This is a genomic window from Shewanella sp. Scap07 (assembly GCF_013394145.1).
GTDB classification, from domain to species: domain Bacteria; phylum Pseudomonadota; class Gammaproteobacteria; order Enterobacterales; family Shewanellaceae; genus Shewanella; species Shewanella waksmanii.
Genome location: NZ_CP041329.1, coordinates 137114 through 161407, shown reverse-complemented (window position 1 = coordinate 161407; position 24294 = coordinate 137114). Strand labels below are relative to the sequence as shown.

Sequence of the window (24294 nt, the reverse complement as noted above, 5' to 3'; positions counted from 1 at the left end):
TGTGATGAGTTAAACAATGACTATCGATGACTAATCTAAATGATTAGCCCCAAATCGCACTGTTAGAACCACGATATGCAACACGCTCACGGAAGATTGAAGAAACAATCTCAGCGTCACCAGCAAGTAGTGACTTAGTTGCACACAGTTCAGCACACATAGGTAACTTGCCTTCCGCTAGGCGGTTAGCACCGTACTTTTGACGCTCTGCATCTGAATGGTCTTCTTCTGGGCCACCGGCACAGAAAGTACACTTGTCCATCTTGCCACGGCTACCAAATGCACCCTGTTTAGGGAACTGAGGTGCGCCAAATGGGCAAGCATAGAGGCAGTAACCACAACCGATACAAGTATCTTTGTTGTGCAGCGTTAGGCCGTCTTCGGTTTTGTAGAAACAGTTTGCTGGGCAAACCGCTTCACAAGGTGCGTCAGTACAGTGCATACATGCTACTGAGATAGACGCTTCACCTTTAACACCATCATTGATGGTGACAACACGACGACGTTGAATGCCCCACTCTAGAGCTGAATCGTTTTCGTTCTTACATGCAGTGACACAACCATTACATTCGATGCAGCGCTTGGTATCACATAAAAATTTCATTGTAGCCATAGTGGCTTATCTCCTCGCTAAACTGTGTTTAGGCTTTCTCAACCTGACACAGAGTCACTTTCGTTTCCTGCATCTGTGTTACTGGGTCATAACCGTAAGTCATTACCGTGTTAGCTGATTCACCAACCACGTATGGCTTAGTGCTAATGCCACCAGACTCAGGATACTGCAGTGCTTCACCGTGCATGACACCCGCAAAGTGGTATGGCATCCAAGTTTGACCTGGAAGTACACGCTCAGTCACCATGGCTTTAATCAAGATACGGCCACCTTCGGCGCCTTCAACCCAAACGTCATCGCCATTGCGAATACCGCGGTCAGTTGCATCAGCAGGGTGCATCTCGATAAACATCTCTTGTTGTAGCTCAGCAAGCCATGGGCAAGAACGAGACTCTTCACCACCACCTTCGTACTCAACAAGACGGCCAGAAGAAGCGATAAGTGGATACTTCTTATCTAGATCGTCACTAATCACCTTATCTTGGATAGTCTTGAACAAGGTCGGTAGACGATGAACTTGCATATCTTCATGAGTTGGGTACTTAGCAATAAGATCACGACGCGAGGTATACAGCGGCTCACGGTGAGTTGGGATCTCATCAGGGAAAGTCCATACACGACAACGGGCTTTAGCGTTACCGTATGGCACCATGTTGTGCGCTAGCGCAACACGAACAATACCGCCGCCTAAATCAGTAGCCCAAGTGCGGTTCTCTGCCAGTGCTTTCTCTTCGTCAGTTAGCTCGTCCCACCAGCCAAGTTGCTTGAGCATCTTGTCATCAAATTGTGGGTAACCATCTTGGATTTCAGCATCAACTGATGCAGAACCGTCAGCCAGAATGCTTTCACCTTCGTACTCAACACCAAAGCGAGCACGGAAGTTACCACCACCTTGGTTTACGTTCTTACCAGTACGGTAAAGAATTTGTGTACCTGGGTGCTTCTGCTCTGGCGTACCCCAGCATGGCCAAGGTAGACCGTAGGTCTCGCCTTTGTTAACGCCGCCTGGAGCTTCCAAAGTTTCAGCTGAGAAATCACCCCAGTTCATGGTGTGGTTACGAATACGCTCTGGGCTCCAACCTGTGTAACCAACACTGCGCATACCACGTGCGTACTCACGCATTACATCATCAGGGTTTGGCATGTTGCCATCGACTGCGATGTTTTTAGTGAAGGCTTCACCAATACCAACATGCTTAGCAAGGCGGTACATGATTTCTAAGTCATTCTTAGATTCAAATAGCGGCTCAACAACCTGTTGACGCCACTGGGCGCTACGGCCAGAGTTGTTTACCGAACCTTCGCACTCAAACTGAGTCGCAGCCGGTAAGATGTAAACACCGTCTTTACGGCGATGCATGACACCTGCCATTGTTGGATAAGGATCCACAACAACAACGGTTTCTAGCTTATCAAGTGCATCACGTACTTCCATCTGACGAGTTTCAGTGTTGATAGACTGACCCCAGAAGAAAGCTAAACGTAGATTGTCTTTTTGCGCTAGGTTGTCTTTCGCTTCTAACACACCGTCTTGCCAACGAGAACAAGGCATACCTGGTGTAGTCATAGGATCGCGACCTAAGTATGGCGCTTGGTCGAAACGTGCTTTGACGTCTTCGTACGGCAGATCCCATACGCGAGACCAGTGCTGCCAAGCACCTGTAGCTACGCCGTAGTAACCTGGTAGGTTATCGAACAATAGGCCCATATCTGTGGCGCCCTGAACGTTATCGTGGCCACGGAAAATGTTAGTTCCGCCACCTTGAATACCCATGTTACCGAGTGCAAGCTGTAAAATTGAGTATGCACGAGTGTTAGCATTACCAACTGTGTGCTGAGTACCACCCATACACCAGATAACCGTACCTGGACGGTGCTCTGCCATATGCTTAGCTGCTGCGTATACGTCTTCACGCTTAACGCCTGAAACGTGTTCAACTTCTTCAGGAGTCCAACGCTTCACTTCTTCGCGAATCGTGTCCATGCCCCAAGAACGGGTACGGATTGCGTCTTTGTCTTCCCAGCCATTTTCAAAAATGTGCCACAAGATACCGTAAACTAATGGGATATCGGTACCTGGACGTAATGGTAGGTGAATGTCTGCATGGGCAGCTGTACGAGAGAAACGCGGATCAGCAACAGTGATCTTAGCGCCACGCTCTTTAGCAATCATGATGTGCTGCATCGCTACTGGATGCGCCTCTGCTGGGTTAGCCCCAATCAGGAAGATATTTTTTGCGTTACGAATATCGTTAAACGAGTTCGTTTGTGCACCATAACCCCAAGTATTCGCTACACCGGCTACTGTGGTTGAGTGACAGATACGTGCAGAGTGGTCAACGTTGTTCGTGCCCCACATTGCCGCAAGCTTACGGTACATGTAAGCGCCTTCGTTAGAAAACTTAGCACTACCCATGAAGTAAACTGAATCTGGGCCAGATGTCTTGTTAATCTCAAGCATCTTGTCGCCAATTTCGCTAACAGCTTGTTCCCAAGACAGCTTCTTCCACTTTCCGCCTTCCAGCTTCATTGGATATTTCACACGCTTATTTGAATGTGTGTGATAACGTAAGCTCGCGCCCTTGGCACAGTGTCCACCAGAGTTAAATGGGTGGTCAAATGCTGGCTCTTGGCCAGTCCATACGCCATTTTGTACTTCTGCATATAGACCACAACCGACTGCACAAGCACTACAGATAGTACGCTTGATTTCGGTAGGAGCATCGTGCGGAATGGTTTTGGCTTCTGCTTTACGCATCATGCCAGTACCCAGTAAAGATACAGCAGCAATACCACCAGAGGTGATACCAGCGTGTTTCATAAATTGACGACGGCTGATCCCAAGCGATTTTTTAGCCGCTGTTGGTGCCTCGTTAGATTTGCGCGTTAATTGCATCGCAGTAATTCTCCTCGGTTAGCTACGCAAGCTGTCATAAAAGCTGCGAATATGCGCAGTTTCGTGGTAGCCATTGGTGTTTTTCTTAACAGGCGATGACTCAGTAGATTGAGTTGCGCTAACACCGGTAACTGCCAATGCTGCGGTTGCAGAACCGCCGATTGTCAGTGCCTTCAGCAGCGATCTGCGATTCAGATCTGGCTGTTGCTTTTTCATTCTTACTCCTAATGAGAAAATGACCCCATTTCAGGGTTACTGTAGGAGGCGGTTAGCTGCCTAAATAAGGGCAATATTGTCATCACTCAATCGTTAAGCAAATGTATATAAAACGTAGACCTACGCTTCGTATTAACCGCTTCCTGAAATGTCGAAGTCACTATAAGTAGAGTTAATTGACAGAATATTGATCTAAAGTAATTTCCGGTTCGGAATTAAGGGGGATTTGGAAGGATTTGTTAGCTAGATCATATAAAAAAACCAAGCTTAAAACAGCCTTAAACTTAAATTAAAAACACATTAAATCATAAGCTTAACTTTCCTTAAGATAAGCTTAAATTAGCACTGATTTTGTTAATTCAAGGTAAATATTGTTAGCGATTATCATTGCTTGAATACTAATTTTATTGGCCAAAATAACCAACTATCGGCGAGTAAATTGCTAGCTCAATAGCACCAAAGCGCTGGCTAACGGATGGGAGTAAAAAGCCTGCTATAACAGTAAAAATCAATCATTCTCATTAGCGTGAATTAACCTACTGTGTTCAGCATGATTGGCCGCAATAACATTACCCCAAGCCTGGCAATACTGCGGCAAAACAATCTCTGAACCTCTAGTGGGAAAACTCGCATACTGACTTAAGCCTTTGGTACAAAATAACAACAGGTTTAGCGCGGATAAATTGAAAGACACATCTAAAATACACATAAAAAAACACCTCACAGGTTGCCCTGCGAGGTGTTTATATTAACGCGGGTTAACGCAATTAATCTTTGTACTGTAAGGTGCCATTATCTCTGATTTCATCGAACCAAAGATTATGATGTTGCACAGCCCAGTTCTCGTCACAATAACCAGAAACCATAGCTTCCATACCGCCTTCACTGAGCACAGTTGCCATCCAAATATGCACAATCGTAAATGCAATAAGGATAATGGCACTGATACCGTGGATCAGTAACGCCGCCATAGAGGCTTCACGCGGTAAATCTAGTCCTGGAAGCACCAGCATGATACCCGATACACTGATAAACAGACCGAACAAAGTCAGTGTCCAAAACCACATTTTCTCACCGGCATTGGCAAAACCACTATCAGGGTGCTTACCTTTAAATGGTCCAAAGTTGATGTAACCACCTACCACTAAGAACCACTTCAAGTCGTACATCTTAAACGTTTGTAGCGGCATCCACTTCACCACACACAAAGCCCAAGAAACGATAAAGATTGGACCTACCCAATCATGCACAACTTTACTACCGTAAATCAGTGCGGCCCATATACCTTCTGCCACATAAGGCTGCAGTACATGTTTACCGAGCATGATATTTAACCCGGTGAAAATCAGGCCCATACAGGACAGCGCCATCACCCAGTGAAGCCAAATATCAGCTTTAGTCCAACGTAGTACCATCTTGCCTGAGAAACCTTTACTCAGTTTCGATGGACCGTTGACGAAATAGAACACTAAAAATGCGCCAAATACACCCAATACAGCTAAGCCCATTACTGGGGTGAGGTATTTGTTGCGAACATCTTTACCTTGGTTACCTGCCACATTGATAAGTACATTGGCATCAATGCCCTTATCTGTGCTGTAACCTTTTTCTCCACCTTTAACCGCACGCCAAAGATCGGCATCGCTCGAAGTCGAGTTTGCCATCTGTTGGCTAGTTTGGTCATCGGCAGCAGCAACCGTGGTTGCCATACCTAACCCTAAAGTTAAGACAACGGGCAATACCAGTAAAGCAAACAGGCCGCGCAGTGATTTCAATAACATAGTCACTCCCTTATCGGATAAGCACTAGGCGGTGAGCGCACTCACCGCCAAGTCTTATTACGCGCCAGTTTGTGGGGTGTAACCCCAAATTGCGCCTGGGTTACCGCGTGCAGCAATACGTTCACGGTAGATGGTCGATACGATCTCGGCATCACCCGCTAGCAGTGCTTTAGTTGCACACAACTCAGCACACATAGGTAGCTTACCTTCAGCAATACGGTTTGCACCGTACTTCTGACGTTCAGCATCAGAATGGTTCTCTTCTGGGCCACCGGCACAGAAAGTACACTTATCCATTTTGCCACGGCTACCAAATGCGGTTTTCTTAGGGAACTGCGGCGCGCCAAATGGGCAAGCATAGAAGCAGTAACCACAACCGATACAGGTATCTTTGTTATGTAGCACAATGCCGTCTTCAGTACGATAGAAGCAATCTGCAGGACAAACTGCTTGGCAAGGCGCATCAGTACAGTGCATACATGCTACTGAAATAGACGCTTCACCTGGTTCACCATCGTTAATTGTAACAACACGGCGACGTTGAATGCCCCACTCTAGCGCGGCATCGTTTTCGTTCTTACATGCAGTGACACAACCGTTACACTCGATGCAGCGTTTGGTGTCACACAAAAATTTCATGACTGCCATAATGGCTTATCTCCTCATCAAGTTCAGTTAGGCTTTCGTGATTTGACACAAGCTAGACTTAGTCTCTTGCATCTGTGTCACAACATCATAACCATAGGTCAGTACGGTGTTGGCAGACTCACCAATCACGTAAGGTACTGTGCCTTCTGGGTAGTTCTTCTCAAGGCTCTTGCCTTCGAATACACCCGCGAAGTGGTATGGCATGAAACTCTCACCTTCGATAACACGAGGTGTGACCATGGCTTTCACCGTAATCTTCGAGCCTTCTGGACTGTGAACGAATACGTCGTCACCATCACGAATACCGCGATCTGCTGCATCTGCAGGGTTGATCTCGATAAACATCTCTTGCTGAAGTTCAGCAAGCCATGGGTTAGAACGCGTTTCTTCACCACCACCTTCATACTCAACCAAACGACCTGAAGTCAGCGCTAATGGGAAGTCCTTAGCAAAGTCTTGGTCCTGAATTGATTTGTACAAGGTTGGTAGACGAGCAACCATACGGTCTTCATAAGTTGGATACTTAGATACCAAATCACGACGTGGCGTATATAGCGGCTCACGATGCACAGGGATATCATCTGGGAAGTTCCAAACGATACAACGTGCTTTCGCATTACCGTATGGGATACAACCGTGCTTAATGGCCACACGTTGAATACCACCAGAAATATCGGTCTTCCAGTTTTTGCCTTCAGCGTGTTGCTTCTCTTCGTCAGTCAGATCATCCCACCAACCCAGTTGCTTAAGCATCTTGTCGGTAAACTCTGGATAACCATCTTGGATTTCACTGCCTTTAGAGAATGAACCTTCAGCCAGAATATTGTTGCCGTCGTGTTCAACACCATAACGCGCACGGAAGTTACCACCACCGTCTTTAACGTGACGGCCAGTGCGGTACAGAATTTGTGTACCAGGGTGCTTCATCTCTGGTGTACCCCAACATGGCCAAGGTAGACCATAGGTTTCACCGCGAGCTGGACCGCCCGGTGCTTCAAGCGAGTTAATGTCGAATGTGCCCCAATTTTCTTGGTGCATCTTCAAACGCTCAGGGCTTTGACCTGTATAACCTACAGTCCACATACCTTTGTTGAATTCACGGGTGATATCTTCAATCAACGGCTCATCGCCATTAACCTTAATATGCTTACAGAATTCTTTTTCGATGCCCCATTTCTTCGCTAGCTTGTACATGATGACATGGTCAGGCTTAGCTTCGAATAGTGGCTCGATAACCTGAGTACGCCACTGTAGCGAACGGTTTGATGCAGACACTGAACCGTAAGTTTCAAACTGGGTCGCAGCAGGTAGCAAATACACGCCGTCAGTACGTTCGTGCATGACACCAGCCATTGTTGGGAATGGGTCAACAACGACCACGGTGTCCATCTTGTTCAATGCTTCACGCACTTCACGACCACGGGTTTCGGTGTTAACTGACTGACCCCAGAAGAATGACATACGGATGTTATCTTTCTGAGCAATCTTAGATTTGTCTTCCAATACACCATCATGCCAACGTGAACATGGGATACCAGTCGATGTCATTGGATCTTGGCCAAGGTATTGGTCTTGGTCGAAACGACCTTTAACCCACTCGTAGTCTAAATCCCATACGTTACACCAGTGCTTCCAAGAGCCTGTTTTCAGACCGTAGTAGCCAGGTAGCGTATCAAACAATAGACCAAAGTCAGTTGCACCCTGTACGTTATCGTGACCACGGAAAATGTTAGTTCCGCCGCCTTCTACACCCATGTTACCTAGGGCAAGCTGTAAGATACAGTATGAACGCGTGTTAGCATTACCTACGTGGTGCTGAGTACCACCCATACACCAAACGATGGTGCCAGGCTTAGTTTCAGCAAGCATTTTAGCGACGCGGCGCATTTGTGTTTCTGGTACACCAGCGACGTTTTCAACTTCAGCAGGTGTCCACTTAGCCACAGCTTCGCGAATACGCTCCATGCCGTATACACGTTGGTTGATAAAGTCTTTGTCTTCCCAACCATTTTCAAAGATATGCCAAAGCAAACCGTAGATGAATGGGATGTCCGTACCCGGACGAATATGCACGAACTCATCAGACTTAGCTGCAGTTCGGGTGAAACGAGGGTCGACAACGATGATTTTCGCGCCGCGCTCTTTACCTTCTAGGATATGTTGCATTGACACAGGATGCGCTTCAGTTGGGTTTGACCCAATGAACATCATGGCTTTTGCTTTACGAATATCGTTGAACGAGTTGGTTTGCGCACCGTAGCCCCAAGTGTTTGCAACACCGGCTACCGTGGTAGAGTGACAGATACGTGCAGAGTGGTCGACATTGTTTGTGCCCCACATAGCAGCGAACTTTCTGTACATGTAAGCTTGTTCGTTCGAGAATTTCGCACTACCCATGAAGAATACTGAATCTGGGCCAGACTCTTGACGAATTTGCAGTGCTTTAGCACCCACTTCTTCAATCGCTTGATCCCAAGATAATTTCTTCCACTTGCCGCCTTCCAGCTTCATTGGGTACTTAAGACGCTTCTCACCATGACCGTGCTCACGCAATGCAGCACCTTTTGCACAGTGACCACCAGCATTGAATGGGTGATCGAATGCTGGCTCTTGACCAGTCCACACGCCATTTTGTACTTCAGCGTAAATACCACAGCCCACTGAACAGTGAGAACAAATAGTACGCTTTACTTCAGTTGGTGCATCATAAGCTACATCTTTTGCTTCCGCTTTACGCATCATTCCTGCGCCAAGCATAGAAGCCGCAGCAATACCACCAGTTGCAAGACCTGCAGACTGTAGGAATTGACGACGGTTTAGACCTAGGGCAGGCTTATTTGTTACCGTTGCCTGGTCTGTTTTGCGGGTTAATCGCATCACACATCTCCTTTAATTATTCTTTAAGTATTAAGTGGTTGATTACTTGCTACGTAAAGAATCGTAATAACTACGAACATGATCTGTTTCGCGGTAGCCATCGCCTTTTGCTGTAGGCTCAACAGATGGCGCAGCCGCAACGGCTTGACCACTTACTGTCGCAACAGCACCAGCAGCACTACCCAATGCCAACGCTTTTAGCAGTTGACGGCGGCCCATGTCAGAAGCTTGCTTCTTCATAGTGTCTCCTAATTGTTTTTATTACTTAAGGTGTGACTTATGCCGCTACGTACCGTTGACTCTCACATCTCGTACGTAACAACATAAGTACCACCCGACTCTTGCAAGGGTTGCCCCTCATTTCTTGCTCGTCACTTCAACGACAAAATTCTAAAGTGACGTCATATCTACCCAAGTCCTATGAAGCGAGTTCACTGGTCGTTGGGGTGATTTTTTCTGCTTCACTGCCTGGGCAGTTAACAGGAATGTCTAAGCTCAATTGCTCAAATTCGTTGGCTTCAATGGCAAAGAACGCTTTAGCTAGCTGTGCCACAGTGGCATAGAAAGCGGCACTAGGTGTTGCTGCTAATGTGTCGCAGAAACGTTCAATCCAGCTACCAATGTGACGCTGATAGAAGGCAAGTTGACGATAGCCTGGTGCCTCAAGAATGAGTATGCCCATCACTTCACACAAAGCAGCGACGTGATCTTCTGGCTCTTTCACTTCTTCTTCGCGCTCAAAACCAAGCTGCATCAAGTCTTGACGTAACAGTGCTAGCGGCTTATCCATTAATGAGCCCGTCATAAACCAGCTGCCATAAGGTAAGATTTCACCACTGCCTACCCCCAAGAAGATGTTGAAATACTCATCTTCAAGTTGGTCACTGCTGAACTGGCCAGCCGCTAATTTCAGCGCTAACCAAGCTTTGGTCATCTCGCTGTCATCATTAGCGTCGACTTCCAAGTTCTGCAAAAACTCCAATAGCTCAGCGCTTGGCTGACTGCGTAAAAGTGCCGCTAATAAATGATAAATATCGGCTCTTAACTGATCGTTTTCTGATACTTCTCTTACTTGTTCGGTCATAGTTAAACTCTTATCGCAGTTGCTTTTCAGGATCTTGAAGGATGTCTTCAAACATATCTTTAACCCGGCAGTCGCCGCACATTTTTAAGCGCTCAGTGTTGGCACTAAATGCACTATGGCCACCGACTACATCCAGCATCCGTTGCACCATGGATTGGGTTGCGAAAGCGGTGCCACAACGAATACATTCGAATGGGGCTTCCTCTTTCAACGTTTGACGCTGTTGACGCGCCGCTTTATCAAAGTTGATTTGTGGTGTCAGGCTAATCACTTTTTCAGGACACGCTGATTCACACAAACCACACTGAACACAATCTTGTTCAACAAAGTTCAGTGCAGGTAAGTCACCGCCATCGGTCAACGCTTGTGTTGGACAAGTCGACACGCACGATAAACACAAGGTACAGTTTTCAGTGTTTACACTGACCTTACCAAATGGAATATTGCTCTTACTTAGGCAGCTATCGATTGATGCTGCTTGCTCATTGAGATGGTCAACAGCAGCGTACAAAGTGTCACGCTTGGTCGTTGGCGCAAATTCACCTGGCACAATCACTGGCCAGTTAGCACTGGTCGCAATCAGGCTTGTCAATTCACCCATATCAGCTTGGTTAACCACGCTAATGCGTTGTGGTTGACCCATCTCATCCAAAATATCGTTAGCTAACTTTTGCTCGCCGTTCAACATTTGCGTGAGCGTTGGTGCCGTGGCATCGGTATTAAGCACGATAATTTGGCGGGCACCCCATGCTAGTGCTGACATCCAGTGGTCCATACTGGCCACGGTAATTTCTTCCAGCTCAACAGGGATAATGGCACCGGGTAAATCTTCGCTAATTAACGCCGCGCCATTGGCTGCATCATGAAATAGAATCACAGGGGCAGTTTGCGCTTGCTCGCGGAAGCGGCCAACCAACTTATGTAAATATGAATGCAGCGCTTGTGGTGTAGGTAAATCGTATGCGATTGCGCCGGTTGGGCAAGCGTTAGTACAGCTGCCTGCGCCATGGCAAAGATAAGGGTCTATCTCAATCATCTTGTCGATGCTTTGAATCGCATCAGCAGGACAGAAGTTCAAGCAACGATTACAGCCATCAAGTCCATTACGGTGATGGGCACAAATTTCGCTATTGACCTTAACGTAACGAGGCTTATCAAACTCACCTATCATGCTAGGCAGCTGTTCGATAGCTTCATCAAGTTTGGCTTGGTCTTGACCCACATAGAAGTAACCTGGTGGCAGCATTTCTAAGTTGATAGATGGCGCCATGCTCAGGTCAAGAATCAGGTCAAAATGGGCTTTACGAATTGCCGCTAGGCTTAAGTCGATAGCGCTAGTTTCAGTGGCCGACTCCGGCTCAACTTTAACTTGGAACTGACCCAAGAAGCCTTTAATTTCAATTAATTTGTTGTAGTAACTTTCGATGTGCTCAGCCGACTGCATCACCTTTTCTAGGTGCGCTTCGTCTTGGCTGGTAATTGATTCGTTGGCAAGGATTGCCACCTGACCCATGTTGGTCAGACGGTCAGCCGCTAAACGGGCTAAATCTTCAGGCCCGATCACCAACACATTCCCTTCAGTGGTATAACTCACTGTGGGTGGGATCAGATTCTGTAGAATCTGGGTTTGCCCCAATACTTGCTGACGGACCTGCTTTAAGTCAGCTGATTCACTACTATTTAAATGTATGCTCACATTGCGTTCCTGAACAGTTTTGGCCGCTGCTGTCGGCTAGGTGGCTGATTTGCTCTAATGGCTGCGCTTAAATGCGCCAGCTTCACCTATTTATACTTATTACTACAGCAATTCACGTACCAAATTTATGGGTTTAATAACTCTCCAAACTTACCTTAAGCAACAGTTCCCTTTGTTCCACCGTCCACTTCTGGTTCATTTTGGGACACTTGCTCATTAACTTCGTCCAAAATGTCCGCGCTAGCGGTATCGGCGATTTTCGCCTCTTCAGCATCGGCTTCAGAGGTAATATCAGCAGTCATCTCTTCTGCTGACTCTGGGGTTTCTTCTTCGTCTTTAGTGACGTGACGGAAAATCTTTTTGGTGAGCTCCTGTGACACATCAGCACTCAACTTTGGTTGGTTGCTGTAATCTAATGCGTACTCAAGCAAACCATCAATTTCGTTGTAATGCGGCTGTTTCCATAGCGCACGCAGCGCAGCAGCTTTGGCCGCTGGGTCGACATTTTCAGCCATAAAACTCGCAAAGCTGCCACCCACTTCAATTTGCTCAGGATCTGGCAGCTCTTCAGCGCTAACAACTTTGGCTTCTTCGCTCTGTTCACCGGCGTCGAGCTCAGATGCTTGTGCTTGGGTCTCTAGGGACTCCGCTGCCGCTTGATTAGCTGCTTCAGTTTCTTCTGCTAGCTTCTCTTCTTCGACTTTCTGACGACGAAGGTTCCAACGTGATAACAAACCACTCGATTGTTCACTCATAATTAGCCTCGCCCATGACTGTTACTTTGACTTGGGCCTTCACCTTTACGGCGATTAACATGCTTGCGGCGATGGGCACTGATTTCGACTTCGCCGTGGCGGGTAATGAACGCTTCGATCCAGCAGGCAATGGCACTTGGCATTTGCATATTAAGTACCGGTGTGTCGCCCTCTAAACAGCCTGCTGCGACATTTTGGTCAGCCGAAATAGCTGCTGGTACCCAAGTACCATCTTCTAATTCGTCACAAACGATGTAGAGCATGGTGTTATCCATGTCTAGGTTGAGGCGGTAACTGGCTCGTTCATCTCGATACAATTCAAGCATCACCAGCTTGGCGCCTTCTGGGGCTTCATGGGTGGCGGGTAAAATCTGATCGATTTCCCATTGGACTGATGTCCAGCGACCCACAAGTTTCTCTGTTTTTTTCAAAGATACGTACATGGGCCATTGACTTTCGGTATGCTGCATTCCGTCTCCGTCTTGCTATGGAAAGCCGACTCTAACGGGGAGTCAGCGATTTTCCGCTCAGCGATGTCTATACAGCTGCAATATTGATGCCAGTTAAATAACGGCAATAGTTTGAACTAGATCATCATTTCCACAATAAGCGTAGGACAATTTGTCCAAGCCGCCAGTCTGATCGGGACAATAAAGGGCGCTCGCTGCCACAATAATCGACCAGATCACGCATTTAATTAAGAATCGCTGCATAAGGAATGAATATTGCTATGCTTGAGCCAGCCTTCAGTGACTAGAAATCAAATATGAGCCCAATGAAACGTAATCCAACCTTATTAAAAACCGATGTTGAGGTACCCTTGACCATTGCCGTAAAGGCCATTAATGAGCAAGGTGAAGCTGTTGATAAATACATTGCTTGTGAACGGCCACTGACGGTTTACCTCAACTGGCAACCCATAGTGACCTTGATGACTTTGGGTGCTCGGGCTGAGTCTTTAGCATTGGGGTACCTTAAAAATCAGGGATTTATTTCAGACGTCAAACAGCTGGAATCTGTGATTATTGATTGGGATGTCAACTCCGCCGCAGTATTAACCAAAGAGAGCACCGCAGATCTAGACGAAAAGCTGTCCGAGAAAACCGTCACCACGGGTTGCGGTCAAGGCACAGTTTATGGTGGCTTTATGGATGGGCTCGATGAGATTAATCTGCCACAACCGCAGCTAAAGCAAAGCATGATTTATCGTTTGTTGAAGAATATCAACGAATATAATGAAACCTATAAAAATGCCGGCGCAGTGCATGGTTGCGGCCTGTGTAAGGAAGATCAGATCACCGGTTTTGTCGAAGATGTGGGCCGCCATAATGCCGTAGATACTTTGGCAGGTGAGATGTGGCTTAACCAAGAAGTGGGTTACGATAAATTGTTTTACACCACAGGTCGCCTCACCTCAGAGATGGTAATTAAAGTGGCCAAAATGGGGATTCCCGTGCTGCTATCTCGCAGTGGCGCAACTCAGATGGGCTTAGAGCTAGCACAAAAGCTAGGGATTACCATGATAGCCCGCGCTAAGGGTCGCCACTTTCTGGTGTACAACGGCGCCGAGAATATAGAGTTTGATGATATGCCGCCAAAGCGCGCCGCCAAGTAACATGCCAATAGCCACTATTTTTGCCGGTAAGGACAAGCGATGACAGAGCCCAGTGAACTAATCTACATGAGCGCTAAACAAGTTGCTGAGTACTTAGATCTCAATGAGAAAAAAGTCTATGCCATGGCTAATGACCGCATTCTTCCTGCCACTAAAGTTACAGGTAAATGGTTATTTCCCAAGATTTTAATTGATCGCTGGGTGATGGATTCTTGCCACAGCGGCATGTTGTCCGATCGTATGCATATCACCGGCAGTGACGATCCTTTGCTGTCTATGTTGGTCGCCCGATTAATGTGCCGTATCGGTAAAAGTGACTTAGTCAGTTACAGTGCCACAGGCTCGCGAATGGGACTGGACTTATTGTCGCGCGGCTACGCTGATGTGTGTACCTTGCACTGGGGCAGTGTTGAAGAAAGCAACGTCAGACACCCCGCATTGCTTAAAGGTTACGCCAATCATCAACAATGGGTGATGGTACACGGTTACACCCGCAAACAAGGCTTAATGATGCGTGCCGACATGCATCAACGCTGCCAAGAAGAAGATAAAATTGTCAGTATGCCCTGGCGCTGGGTTGGCCGCCAAGACGGTGCAGGCAGTCAACAGCATTTGGAACATTGGCTGATGAAACAAGGGGCGGCGGTAAGCCATTTGAGCTTTTCGGTCACTGCCCATAGTGAACGGGAGCTGGCAGGATTTATTACTCGCAACGAAGCAGACATTGGTTTTGGTTGTCAGTCTGTCGCCATGGAAAGCGGATTGAGCTTTGTGCCGTTAATTACTGAATCATTTGATTTTGTTATGCCACAAGGCATCTATTTTAGACGCCAACTACAAGCGTTGTTCGACCTACTGTCTAGCACCCAAACTAAACAACTGGCGGCGACACTCGGCGGATATGACTTAACCGACTGCGGCAAGTTAATCTGGACCCCTTCATAACCGAGTTCGACCAACGCCGTGTGGATCAACTCAGGCTGAGCTGGTAGTGCAAACTTCCGTCAGCTTGAGTGTTATCCAATACAAAGCCTAATTTTTCCAATAAGTTAATTGATGCCAGATTATCTGCGCTGACCCCAGCTACGAGCCGATACCAAGGGCTTTCGCACTGACATAGGTCAATCAAGCCTAGCAGTAATTCAGTGGCCAAGCCTTGGCGCCAACAAGTCTGAGCCAGTAAATAGCCTATGTGCGCGTAAGTTGGCTGTATATAAAGAAATACCATACCAACCAATCGCTGAGTCGCTCGGCTATAAACCAAGAGCAGTTCACCATCTTGGTTGATTTTCTCTAGCCACTGCTGCGCAGCTTTTCGGTCACGAATCCCCTTAAAGGCATTAGGTAAGTCCCTAACAACTTCAGGTGTCAATGTTGCCACAATATCATCAAGCAAATTGGCGCAAACCTCGACTTGAGCCAAATGGCGCACCTGTAAACGTGAGGTCGTATAATCGTACTTCATGGTCACCCTATGTTTGAGAAAGTGGAGGTTTAATAACAAACCCACGTTCTATGCCGCTTTGCATGCCGACCGACTCATATAAACGGTGGGCACCGTGCAACTGCTCACCAGATAACAACATCACCTTATAGCAGTTCAATTGCCATGCGAACTCAATCGCAAAACCCAATACTTGTTGGCTCAGACCGCGACGACGAAACGCGCTAGCAGTGATTACGTGCTCAATCATCCCAAACGGGCGTGCGCCGTTGGTAAGGCCAATGTTGAGTGTCAGCGCGCAGCTGGCCGCCAATTGGCCCTCTACTTCGGCAACGACAACATGACAGTGAGGGTCTGCGCACATCTGCTGCCAAGTTTGCTCTGCCTGCGATTCGGTCAACAGCGGGTCCTGCGGACGCAGCTCATGATACAACGCCAAGACGGCGGCTAAGTCTTGGCCTGTGGCAACTCTAATCATCCAGATTACTCCAGCGTAATGCCTTCTTTGGCGACATGGCTATCCAAGAAAACAAACTGATCCTTATTCATATTTTCAACGTATCAGATTGAAAATGAGAAGGAACTACTATGAGCATCAGTAATGCAAAAATCAATGTCACCAATTTAAGGTTGCGCACCTTTATCGGCTTTAATCCCGAAGAACGTGAAAAACAACAAGATGTGGTGATCAACATAGAGATTCATTATCCAGCCTCACTGTCAGCCCAAACTGACGATGTGGCGAACGCGCTTAACTATAAGACCGTCACCAAGAAGGTGATTCAACACGTTGAAGAGGGGCGGTTTCTACTATTGGAAAAGTTGGTCTCAGACATTCTGGCCATTGGCTGTGAGCATCCGTGGGTGCGCTATTGCCAAGTTAAAGTAGATAAGCCCCACGCGCTACGGTTTGCCGACTCAGTCTCCCTCACCCTTGAAAGTCATTTAGCCGAGCGCCAATAACCATTTTCACTATATTTGGAGTCCATTATGTCGCCAGTTGCCGAGCAAGTTAGACAAGCACTTATTGCCCAAGGCCTAGAAACGCCACTTCAGCCTAGTGAGCTCAATAGCGAACAAAAATATCAGAAGATCAAACACCTAATGACCGATGTCGTCGCCACTTTGGGACTAGATTTGAACGACGACAGTCTATGCGAAACCCCGCACCGCATCGCCAAAATGTACGTTAACGAGATATTTTCAGGTCTAGACTACGACAACTTTCCCAGTATTGCCCAAATTGACAATAAAATGGGCCTCGATGAAATGGTCAAGGTCAGTGACATCAGCCTCACCAGTACTTGCGAGCATCACTTTATAACCATTGATGGTCTCGCGAAAGTGGCCTATATTCCCCACAAATCGATTTTGGGACTCTCTAAAATCAACCGCATTGTGCGCTTTTTTGCCCAACGTCCCCAAGTGCAAGAGCGTTTAACCCAGCAAATTCTGTTGGCGCTGCAAACCTTACTGGACACTCAAGATGTCGCGGTAACCATTACAGCCACTCATTATTGTGTCAAATCACGTGGGATAATGGACAGCCAGTCGGCCACACAAACCACCGCACTCGGCGGGAGTTTTAAAACTAATCCCGACACGCGAGCGGAGTTTTTAGCCTAGGCATGTTGGCCTGCGCTATTTTTCGCTAACATAAGGCTCAGTCATAACATGCAACAACCTTTAATCGATGGAGTTTTGATGACAAAAACGGTTCTCATCACCGGTGTGGGCAAACGCATTGGCCTCTACCTCGCCAATGCATTTATTCAGCAAGGCTGGCAAGTCATTGGCACGTATCGGAGCCATTACCCTAGCATTGACGCCTTAGCTGAATCTGGCGCAGACTTATATTGTTGTGACTTTACCGACAATCTACAAATTCAGCACTTCATTGAAAAAGTTTTGGCTGCCTACCCACAGCTAGATTGCGTTATTCATAACGCTTCTCTATGGTTGCCTGACAACGCAGACCTGGCTAGCAGCGACATTATGGCCACTATGATGCAGGTGCATGTGAGTGCCCCTTATCAGATCAATTTGGCCGTCGCACCGTTACTTCAAGCCGCTGAGCAGCAAAGTAATATTATCCACATTACCGATTATGTTGCTGAAAAAGGGAGTAAAAAACACATCGCTTATGCTGCAAGTAAAGCCGCAATGGAGAACATGAGCCTGTCATTTGCAAGCTTATTAGCACCCAAAGTCAAAGTGAATAGCATTGCACCGGCGCTGATCTGTTTCAATGAAGGAGACAGCGAGCAATACCAACAAAAAGCGCGCAATAAATCGCTCATGCAACAAGTTGGCGGTGAACATGAAATGTGGGACGCCATCCAGTATTTACTATGCAGTCACTACATTACCGGTCGGTCATTACCGCTTGATGGTGGGCGTCATCTTAAGTAGCGCCATATCACGGGGTCGGCTTGGCTTCGGCACTGAGACTAAATTGGTCCTCATCGGCTAAATGGCTACTGCTGCTCACATTAGGAGATAACATTAAGCGCTGCTGCAAAGGTTGCGACAGTCGTTCACTGTGGATTTCGCTATCAAGCTGCAGTAAACCTGAATCCAACAGCTGAGTTCGACATGTGATTGTCATCAACTCATCTGATAGGGTCACAGTTTCACCGATATTAAGCGTAGCAGTTTCACTAAATAGGCATTGATTGTGTTGAAAAAAGTGCAACCTCAACGCTATACCAGTGAGCTGCTGCTGTTGCCACTTGAGTGTTTGTTGACGCTTGGCTGCCGCCAAATAATACCCACCTAACGGACTGCTCATATATCCTTACTCGCTGCTTAAAATCCCTAAATTCAACTGTACCACAGCCCGGTTAATTCATACCAATCAGTATAAGAATTTGATCTACTCAGCGCGCTTTTGGCAAACTAATTCAAGGCGAATAACTGAAACAATGGTTGCTCCCTTGTGAGGTTATTCAACGCAGAAGTAGGTAGCCTAAAACGCGCCAGAATGGCGAGTTTTAGCGATTTTGATGCTGTGTTAACGAGCTTAACCGTAGAATAACTATGCTCTTCACTCGTTGCCTTGCCTCAGAACCGCTAAACTCTCGCTGAGTGACTAAATGTTTATACTGATTGGTATCAAATCAACAGCCTATCCTGATTAACGGTATTTTGCCCACAAAGCCTGCTGCTTAGCATCTAAAAACGTCCATGCTAACACCCTCGTCAACTTACTGCCTTGGGTCATATTAATAGTTTTGACCGAGATGGCAGCCACTTTGTCGAGTGCCTTGTAACACGCCGTTAGGTTTTCTTTTTTAGAAACCAGACTGGTAAACCACAAGCATTGCGTTGCAAAGGCCTTGCTCTCAGCGATCATATCAAGCAAAAACCGCTGTTCGCCGCCATCACACCAGAGTTCAGCTTTTTGACCACCAAAATTTAGCTTAGAGGTAGCCTTACTGGCTTGATGGCCCTTGGCGGCTCGATTGGCGGCCAAATTGGCGAGTTTACGCTGGCTCCCCTGACTGGCCTCGGCTAGCGATGCATGGAAAGGTGGATTACATAGCGTGATATCAAAGCGCTCATCGGCGCCGATAATACCGGTAAACATTTTCGAGCTTTGCTGCTGCAAGCGCACCTCAAGCGACTGAGACACCTTGGTATTAGCGGCTGCAATTTGCTGCACATTGCTAACCGATTGTGGGTCAATATCGCTAGCCACAAACTGCCAGCCATACTGACTAATCCCCAACAGTGGATAGATGCCATTCGCTCCAGTGCCGATATCTAACGCCTTAATTTTGTTTCCATACAATCGCTTAGGGATAGTTGGGACATTTTGTCCATCAAGCGGTTGCGCCGAAAGTAAATCGGCTAAATAGTGCAGATAATCCACCCGCCCCGGAATAGGCGGACATAAAAAACCCGCTGGGATATCCCAAGCATCGATTTGATAATGATGCTTTAGCAAGGCGGCATTAAGGTGTTTCACCGCATCAGCATCAGCAAAGTCGATTGACAGCTTACCGTACGGATTCGGGCGAACATAAGCGCTCAGCGGTGCATAAGCCTTAATAAGCGCGTTGAAATCGTAATCTTGTCGATGGATATTGCGCGGGTGCAGCCCCGTTTGATAAGCCGCAATGATTTGATGCTGAGCAAGGTATTTGCCGCTGGATTTTGAACCTTGAGTTTGACGCTGTCGCTTGCCGCTAGCAGGCTGAGGTTTACCCGCTTTAACAGTTTTATCAGCGTGTTTTTTTTCTGATGGGTGGGTGCGCACATAACTGTGCCGCGACGGTTTGCTCATAAGCTGGGTTACCCAAGGCCATGACAACAGCCACGGAGCCACCCAGGTGGCTCCGCAGTTTGCCTAGGCAATATTAATCGTATAAATACTTAGTGAATAGCAGGTTAACCACCATAGCCTTGCCCGTTTCGGCTTCAAGCAAATTATTGATGGTGTCGTAACACTCGCGGCGAATATCTTCTTTGCCAGTTAACGACTTCACTTTGTCCTCGGTTTGCGAACCAAGAATTTCTACAATGGCGGCACGCAATAGTGGATCGTGGCGTTCTAAAGCAATCAAATCTTCAGGATCTTTCACCATCAACTCCACGCCAATGCGCACAAAACCAAGCTTCTTTCGATTTGAAATGTAATTGGTGACAATTTCTGGCTCAAATCCGTAATAAGCATAGGTATCTAGCTTTTCTTCGTCTTCAGCAGAGACAGATGCAGAAAAAATGCTCAGGGCCATAACGAGCCACAGTGACACTAACTTTTTCATACCTAACAATAACTCCTAAATTGGCGCGCTGAACACACTCACTGCGCCAATTATGACAGAGGTGCGTGAATATTTCCTGTTCTGTTGTTGTTCTATGCCAATTCTCATTGATTTGTAAGCATCGAAACCATCGCTTTGCTTTCGAGAAAGGCCGAACACATGATAAACTGCTTCAGTTTGCTAGCATTGTACCGAGAAATGAATGAGCGTGACTAGGTTAAGCTTCCCCTACGGAGAAGCAGTTCAATGGTATACACCGGAAAAAATCGCCCCACTACCTGCATCAGCATTTAGAGAATGGTTATTGAGCACCGGCAGTCTCACTAAGAAACTGCGTGAACAATGCCTGCAGTTTGAGGTAAGAGTGCTAGGTGAAGGCAATTTAATGCCATTAGTCGGTGAGCTTCCACAGCAGCAACAAACTTGGGTACGTGAAGTATTGCTGTGCCTTGATGGCACCCCTTGGGTGTTTGCCCGAACGCTTATCCCGGCAGAGCTAATGTCGCAAAGCCAGTCTGACTTTATGGGCTTAGGCACTCGTCCCCTTGGCGAATTGCTGTTTACCAGCGATCAATTCACCCCAGGACATATTGAAGCCTGCCACTTTACTCCCTGTAATAAGCTGGCGGCCCTAGTCGAGCAACTGCAACAGGATGCGGCCCAACCACTATGGGGTCGTAGACGTTATTTTGAACATCATGACAGCCAATTGATTGTCAGCGAAATATTCCTGCCAGCCGCACAAGCTGCAATTGAAGCCCTGCCGCAACAAGCCTAGTGCGATTGTTGATGCAGCCAGTCGGTATACAGTAACAACAGCACTGACGCTGACCAGCTAAAGTTGGTGCAATGCAAACCTTCACCCGTGAGCGGATGATAATTTTCTCTTATCGGCTGCTGGGTTTGCATGCCCTCACCGGCACTGACTAGCTGCCGGGCTAATTGCTTGGCCTGCTGCTCATATCCATAACGCGCTAACCCATGTAAGGCAAAGTAGCTTTGGTCTAGCCACACGGGTCCTCGCCAATACTGGCTCGGCGCGAATGCTGGGCTATCAGCACTCACAGTGGGAAACGGCACTTTAGTGGCAAAAGCCGACTCATTAACATAACGTTCAATCATCTGTTTCGCTTGCGCGTCTGTTGCCACTCCAGCCCATAATGCCACCCAGCCCTCTACGCCACGACCGGCCTCAACTAAACGCCAACTGCGCTCGCCATTAAAGCGAACGTCATAGAAAAACTCACTCTGTGGGTCAAACATTTGTGTCTGAATTTTGTGTTTCAGCGTAGCCGCCTGTTGCTGCCATTGGAGGCTTTGTTGTTGCTGTCCTAATAGATCGGCGATTTGTGCTAGCCATTGCTTTTCGGCGTACAAGTAAGCATTGAGGTCTACCGACTCTTGTGAAATAGAGTAGCCCAGCAATTGCGGCTCCGTTGCCCCAGGGCCGATACCTACATTGCTGAGTATTTGCAGATCATCACTGTCATCAAAGCGGGGGGCATTATCCATACCTGACTCCCACGCGGCGGCTTCAATAATCGCTTGGCGATCAATGACGCCTTGCTTTACATGCATGGGATGGACGTTCGCGCCGTATTCAACTAATCCGTTGCCGTTATGATCCCGATTGCGATACCACCACTGATGATAGGCCACTAATTTAGGGTAGAAACGCTGCAGCAGTGCCAAATCTTGAGTTTGTTGATAGATCTGCCAGACAGCCCATGTGGCAAGTGGCGGCTTACCGTTACGTTCATTCCAATTGCCGCCGTCACCACCGCGGTTATCATCTTGATTGTAAAAAATCGCATCGGGTAGATTGCCAGCATCTTGCGGCCGCACGCTATCATGTTGGTCAAACTGATAGTCGAACATCGCGCTAACATTGGCCTGCGCTAATTGGGGGTCAAACTGGGCCAACGCCACCGCTTGCTTCCAAGTATCCCAAGCCCAAACTCCGTTAAACCATTTGTAAGTAATGGACGGGGTTATCGCATCATGAATAATCGCCCCAGCCGGGCTGCGCCAGTTATGAATTAAGGTTTGCATGCTTTTAGCGGCCATACGCTTGTCGAGCATACTGCCACCACGATTGAGGTTGGCCAGTCGTTGTTGCCAGCGGCTATGATTTGCATCTAATGAGCCATCAACCCCAGACCAGTCAAACACCCCTGCCGCCTTACGCGCTTTTTGGGTATGGAAGTAACGCTGAGCGCTGCGTAATGTGGTTTGCTCCAAAGGCGCCAACGTGATTACTTGGCTACTGGCTTGATATTGACTGTTATTAATCTGGATATCAGTGGCTTGCTCAAATAACAGCTCATACTGGGCATCAGCCAACATCAGTTGCCATTTTTCGCGGACTGGATTGAGCTGCCAACGCACACCATTGCCAACATTCTCGGTCGCAGCGATAAGCTGGTAATCTTTTAGGTTGGGGTGCGAATCGAATGGCTGCCCCTGCCAGTGCAGTTGCCACTGTTGCTGAGTATCACTGCGATTAATCAGGGTTGTACTGACCACGGCCGTGCGGCTATCACTAAATTGTGATTGAGTTTTCAAGGTCAAAGTTGGCCACTGAAACTCTTGCACTAAACTGCCAGAGACACTGTAAATATGCTGTTTAGTCGCCTCAGCTAACGACCAGCTTTTGCCACTAAGCCTATCCACAAGCGCTAACCTTTGTAGGGCATCACTAAAATGGACACTGTATTCTTGGGCAATGATCAATGGCCCCGTAAACGCACCAAAGTCCGTCTCATCAGCCGGTAAGTGAAAGCCGTGCCAAGCGCCTAAGTCGGTGTAAACGGCAGGGATAAGCAAATTGCCTTTAGCATCCCGTTGCTCCATCGACTGCGGCGTGCCCTGGTAATCCAGCAGGTTGGTATCAATCGACGTTGGCGCCAATGTGCAGGCGGCGCAGAGCATAACAGTAGCTAGCATAATGGATAATCAATTACTTAAATACGTTGGATACAATATTCAATAATTACAAACTATCAAGCATTATGCAAATAATGCCGATGCGGTTAGCCTTGCCCTGTATGAGCAATATAGTTAGCCACACCGTCGAGGAACATCTGCACCGATAGCATAACTAACACCATACCCATTAGGCGCTCTACCGCTGTCAGGCCTTTTTCGCCGAGCACCTTAGTAAAGACTTTATAGAAGAGTAGAATCACCGCACTCGCGCCCCAAGCCGCAAACAGGGCGATAGTCCAATCTCCCATTCTGGTACTGTCTGTGTGTGCCAGTAAGATCAGCGCAGCTAGCACAGAAGGACCGGCCATGAGCGGAATCGCCATCGGCACAATAAAGGGCTCTTCACCTGCGGCGAGGCCTACAACACCACCTGGCTGTGGAAATATCATTCTGATAGCAATCAAAAACAGAATGATACCGCCGGCAATGCTAACGGACTCAGAGCGTAAATTGAGAAAATTAAGAATGGCTTCACCAGCAAACAAAAACAGCAGCATAATCACTAATGCTATGAGCAGTTCGCGTATTAACACTCTACGGCGCTTTTTCGGCTCAATATGACGTAAAATTGAGGCAAAAATGGGCAAGTTGCCTAGCGGGTCCATAATTAAAAACAGCATCACTGCTGCAGAAAGAGTTTCCATGGCGAAAGCTTTTGTCACATGTAAAAACTATATTGTATAACCTTTTCAGCGCAACAATCATTACATAGGCCAACTTTTACAACAATTTCATTAGCATTTGTAGCAAAATGCTGTCGAGAAAAGCCTGTGGCTTAGCCTAGCCTCAGCGCAAGTTTACTGAGCTCACCAGCGGCCTTGCAGGGATAACGCGGTACAATAACTTGAATGTAAATCCCATTAGGCTGCCCAATTGCTCATGAACTAAATACAATTGGTATGATATACTCTG

Annotated in this window: 24 protein-coding genes; 6 read left to right on the top strand and 18 right to left on the bottom strand. The window is 47.3% G+C overall.

What is annotated here, in order from left to right; translation table 11 throughout:
- Positions 1-43: 43 nt before the first annotated feature.
- From fdh3B (FLM48_RS00815) to FLM48_RS00765, 11 genes are all read right to left on the bottom strand, one after another.
- Positions 44-613: a formate dehydrogenase FDH3 subunit beta gene (gene fdh3B / locus FLM48_RS00815; RefSeq protein WP_179022876.1), complete on the bottom strand. Its 570-nt coding sequence runs from the start codon at positions 611-613 to the stop codon at positions 44-46.
- Between the two features lie 28 nt (positions 614-641).
- Positions 642-3509: a formate dehydrogenase subunit alpha gene (locus FLM48_RS00810; protein ID WP_028772827.1), complete on the bottom strand. Its 2868-nt coding sequence runs from the start codon at positions 3507-3509 to the stop codon at positions 642-644.
- Positions 3510-3527: 18 nt separating this feature from the next.
- Positions 3528-3725, bottom strand: a complete 198-nt coding sequence (locus tag FLM48_RS00805) for a formate dehydrogenase (protein ID WP_028772826.1) — start codon at positions 3723-3725, stop codon at positions 3528-3530.
- 767 nt (positions 3726-4492) lie between these two features.
- The gene (locus tag FLM48_RS00800) at positions 4493-5506 is read right to left on the bottom strand and encodes a formate dehydrogenase subunit gamma (RefSeq protein WP_179022874.1); all 1014 of its coding nucleotides are present in this window, start codon (positions 5504-5506) and stop codon (positions 4493-4495) included.
- Positions 5507-5563: 57 nt separating this feature from the next.
- Positions 5564-6154 (bottom strand): formate dehydrogenase FDH3 subunit beta, encoded by a 591-nt coding sequence (gene fdh3B / locus FLM48_RS00795; RefSeq protein ID WP_028772824.1) that lies wholly within the window; start codon positions 6152-6154, stop codon positions 5564-5566.
- A gap of 27 nt (positions 6155-6181) precedes the next feature.
- Complete coding sequence (locus tag FLM48_RS00790; protein WP_028772823.1) at positions 6182-9031, bottom strand: formate dehydrogenase subunit alpha; 2850 nt, start codon at positions 9029-9031, stop codon at positions 6182-6184.
- Positions 9032-9073: 42 nt separating this feature from the next.
- Positions 9074-9271, bottom strand: coding sequence for a twin-arginine translocation signal domain-containing protein (locus tag FLM48_RS00785; protein ID WP_028772822.1), 198 nt, complete (start codon positions 9269-9271; stop codon positions 9074-9076).
- A gap of 178 nt (positions 9272-9449) precedes the next feature.
- The gene (locus FLM48_RS00780; RefSeq protein ID WP_179022872.1) at positions 9450-10115 is read right to left on the bottom strand and encodes a molecular chaperone; all 666 of its coding nucleotides are present in this window, start codon (positions 10113-10115) and stop codon (positions 9450-9452) included.
- Positions 10116-10125: 10 nt separating this feature from the next.
- Positions 10126-11811, bottom strand: coding sequence for a 4Fe-4S binding protein (locus FLM48_RS00775; protein WP_051484525.1), 1686 nt, complete (start codon positions 11809-11811; stop codon positions 10126-10128).
- A 155-nt stretch (positions 11812-11966) separates the two neighbouring features.
- On the bottom strand, positions 11967-12566 hold the full coding sequence (locus FLM48_RS00770) for a DUF3306 domain-containing protein (protein ID WP_179022871.1): 600 nt from the start codon (positions 12564-12566) through the stop codon (positions 11967-11969).
- A gap of 2 nt (positions 12567-12568) precedes the next feature.
- The gene (locus tag FLM48_RS00765; RefSeq protein WP_028772818.1) at positions 12569-13036 is read right to left on the bottom strand and encodes a DUF3305 domain-containing protein; all 468 of its coding nucleotides are present in this window, start codon (positions 13034-13036) and stop codon (positions 12569-12571) included.
- Positions 13037-13341: 305 nt separating this feature from the next.
- Between FLM48_RS00765 and FLM48_RS00760 the strand changes: the two genes are divergently transcribed.
- Positions 13342-14181 carry a formate dehydrogenase accessory sulfurtransferase FdhD gene (locus FLM48_RS00760; RefSeq protein WP_372847440.1) on the top strand — a complete coding sequence of 280 codons (840 nt, stop codon included), beginning with the start codon at positions 13342-13344 and terminating at the stop codon, positions 14179-14181.
- Positions 14182-14220: 39 nt separating this feature from the next.
- Positions 14221-15126, top strand: a complete 906-nt coding sequence (locus FLM48_RS00755; RefSeq protein WP_028772816.1) for a helix-turn-helix transcriptional regulator — start codon at positions 14221-14223, stop codon at positions 15124-15126.
- A gap of 25 nt (positions 15127-15151) precedes the next feature.
- Here the strand turns inward: FLM48_RS00755 and FLM48_RS00750 are convergent, their stop codons facing one another.
- Positions 15152-15646 carry a GNAT family N-acetyltransferase gene (locus FLM48_RS00750; RefSeq protein ID WP_179022867.1) on the bottom strand — a complete coding sequence of 165 codons (495 nt, stop codon included), beginning with the start codon at positions 15644-15646 and terminating at the stop codon, positions 15152-15154.
- A 7-nt stretch (positions 15647-15653) separates the two neighbouring features.
- Positions 15654-16103, bottom strand: a complete 450-nt coding sequence (locus FLM48_RS00745; protein ID WP_218645322.1) for a GNAT family N-acetyltransferase — start codon at positions 16101-16103, stop codon at positions 15654-15656.
- A 116-nt stretch (positions 16104-16219) separates the two neighbouring features.
- On the opposite strand from FLM48_RS00745, the gene folX reads away from it, so the two are divergent.
- The 3 genes from folX to folM all read left to right on the top strand — a co-directional run bounded on the left by folX (position 16220) and on the right by folM (position 18037).
- Positions 16220-16588 carry a dihydroneopterin triphosphate 2'-epimerase gene (gene folX / locus FLM48_RS00740; RefSeq protein WP_028772813.1) on the top strand — a complete coding sequence of 123 codons (369 nt, stop codon included), beginning with the start codon at positions 16220-16222 and terminating at the stop codon, positions 16586-16588.
- A gap of 27 nt (positions 16589-16615) precedes the next feature.
- Positions 16616-17251 carry a GTP cyclohydrolase I FolE gene (gene folE, locus FLM48_RS00735; protein WP_211237692.1) on the top strand — a complete coding sequence of 212 codons (636 nt, stop codon included), beginning with the start codon at positions 16616-16618 and terminating at the stop codon, positions 17249-17251.
- Positions 17252-17329: 78 nt separating this feature from the next.
- Positions 17330-18037 (top strand): dihydromonapterin reductase, encoded by a 708-nt coding sequence (gene folM / locus FLM48_RS00730; protein ID WP_179022865.1) that lies wholly within the window; start codon positions 17330-17332, stop codon positions 18035-18037.
- Between the two features lie 7 nt (positions 18038-18044).
- Here the strand turns inward: folM and FLM48_RS00725 are convergent, their stop codons facing one another.
- From FLM48_RS00725 to FLM48_RS00715, 3 genes are all read right to left on the bottom strand, one after another.
- Positions 18045-18416 carry a hypothetical protein gene (locus FLM48_RS00725; RefSeq protein WP_179022863.1) on the bottom strand — a complete coding sequence of 124 codons (372 nt, stop codon included), beginning with the start codon at positions 18414-18416 and terminating at the stop codon, positions 18045-18047.
- A gap of 345 nt (positions 18417-18761) precedes the next feature.
- Positions 18762-19913 carry a 23S rRNA (adenine(1618)-N(6))-methyltransferase RlmF gene (gene rlmF / locus FLM48_RS00720; RefSeq protein WP_179022861.1) on the bottom strand — a complete coding sequence of 384 codons (1152 nt, stop codon included), beginning with the start codon at positions 19911-19913 and terminating at the stop codon, positions 18762-18764.
- Between the two features lie 73 nt (positions 19914-19986).
- Positions 19987-20364 (bottom strand): flagellar basal body-associated protein FliL, encoded by a 378-nt coding sequence (locus FLM48_RS00715; protein ID WP_372847462.1) that lies wholly within the window; start codon positions 20362-20364, stop codon positions 19987-19989.
- 232 nt (positions 20365-20596) lie between these two features.
- On the opposite strand from FLM48_RS00715, the gene FLM48_RS00710 reads away from it, so the two are divergent.
- Positions 20597-21172 (top strand): chorismate lyase, encoded by a 576-nt coding sequence (locus FLM48_RS00710; protein WP_028772807.1) that lies wholly within the window; start codon positions 20597-20599, stop codon positions 21170-21172.
- Here the strand turns inward: FLM48_RS00710 and FLM48_RS00705 are convergent.
- Both FLM48_RS00705 and FLM48_RS00700 read right to left on the bottom strand, forming a co-directional pair.
- Entirely contained in the window at positions 21169-23340 is a 2172-nt protein-coding gene (locus FLM48_RS00705; RefSeq protein WP_179022859.1) for a trehalase family glycosidase, read from the bottom strand. The two genes, FLM48_RS00710 and FLM48_RS00705, sit on opposite strands and share 4 nt — an antisense overlap.
- An 86-nt stretch (positions 23341-23426) precedes the next feature.
- On the bottom strand, positions 23427-24026 hold the full coding sequence (locus FLM48_RS00700; RefSeq protein WP_028772805.1) for a YhgN family NAAT transporter: 600 nt from the start codon (positions 24024-24026) through the stop codon (positions 23427-23429).
- Between the last annotated feature and the right edge of the window lie 268 nt (positions 24027-24294).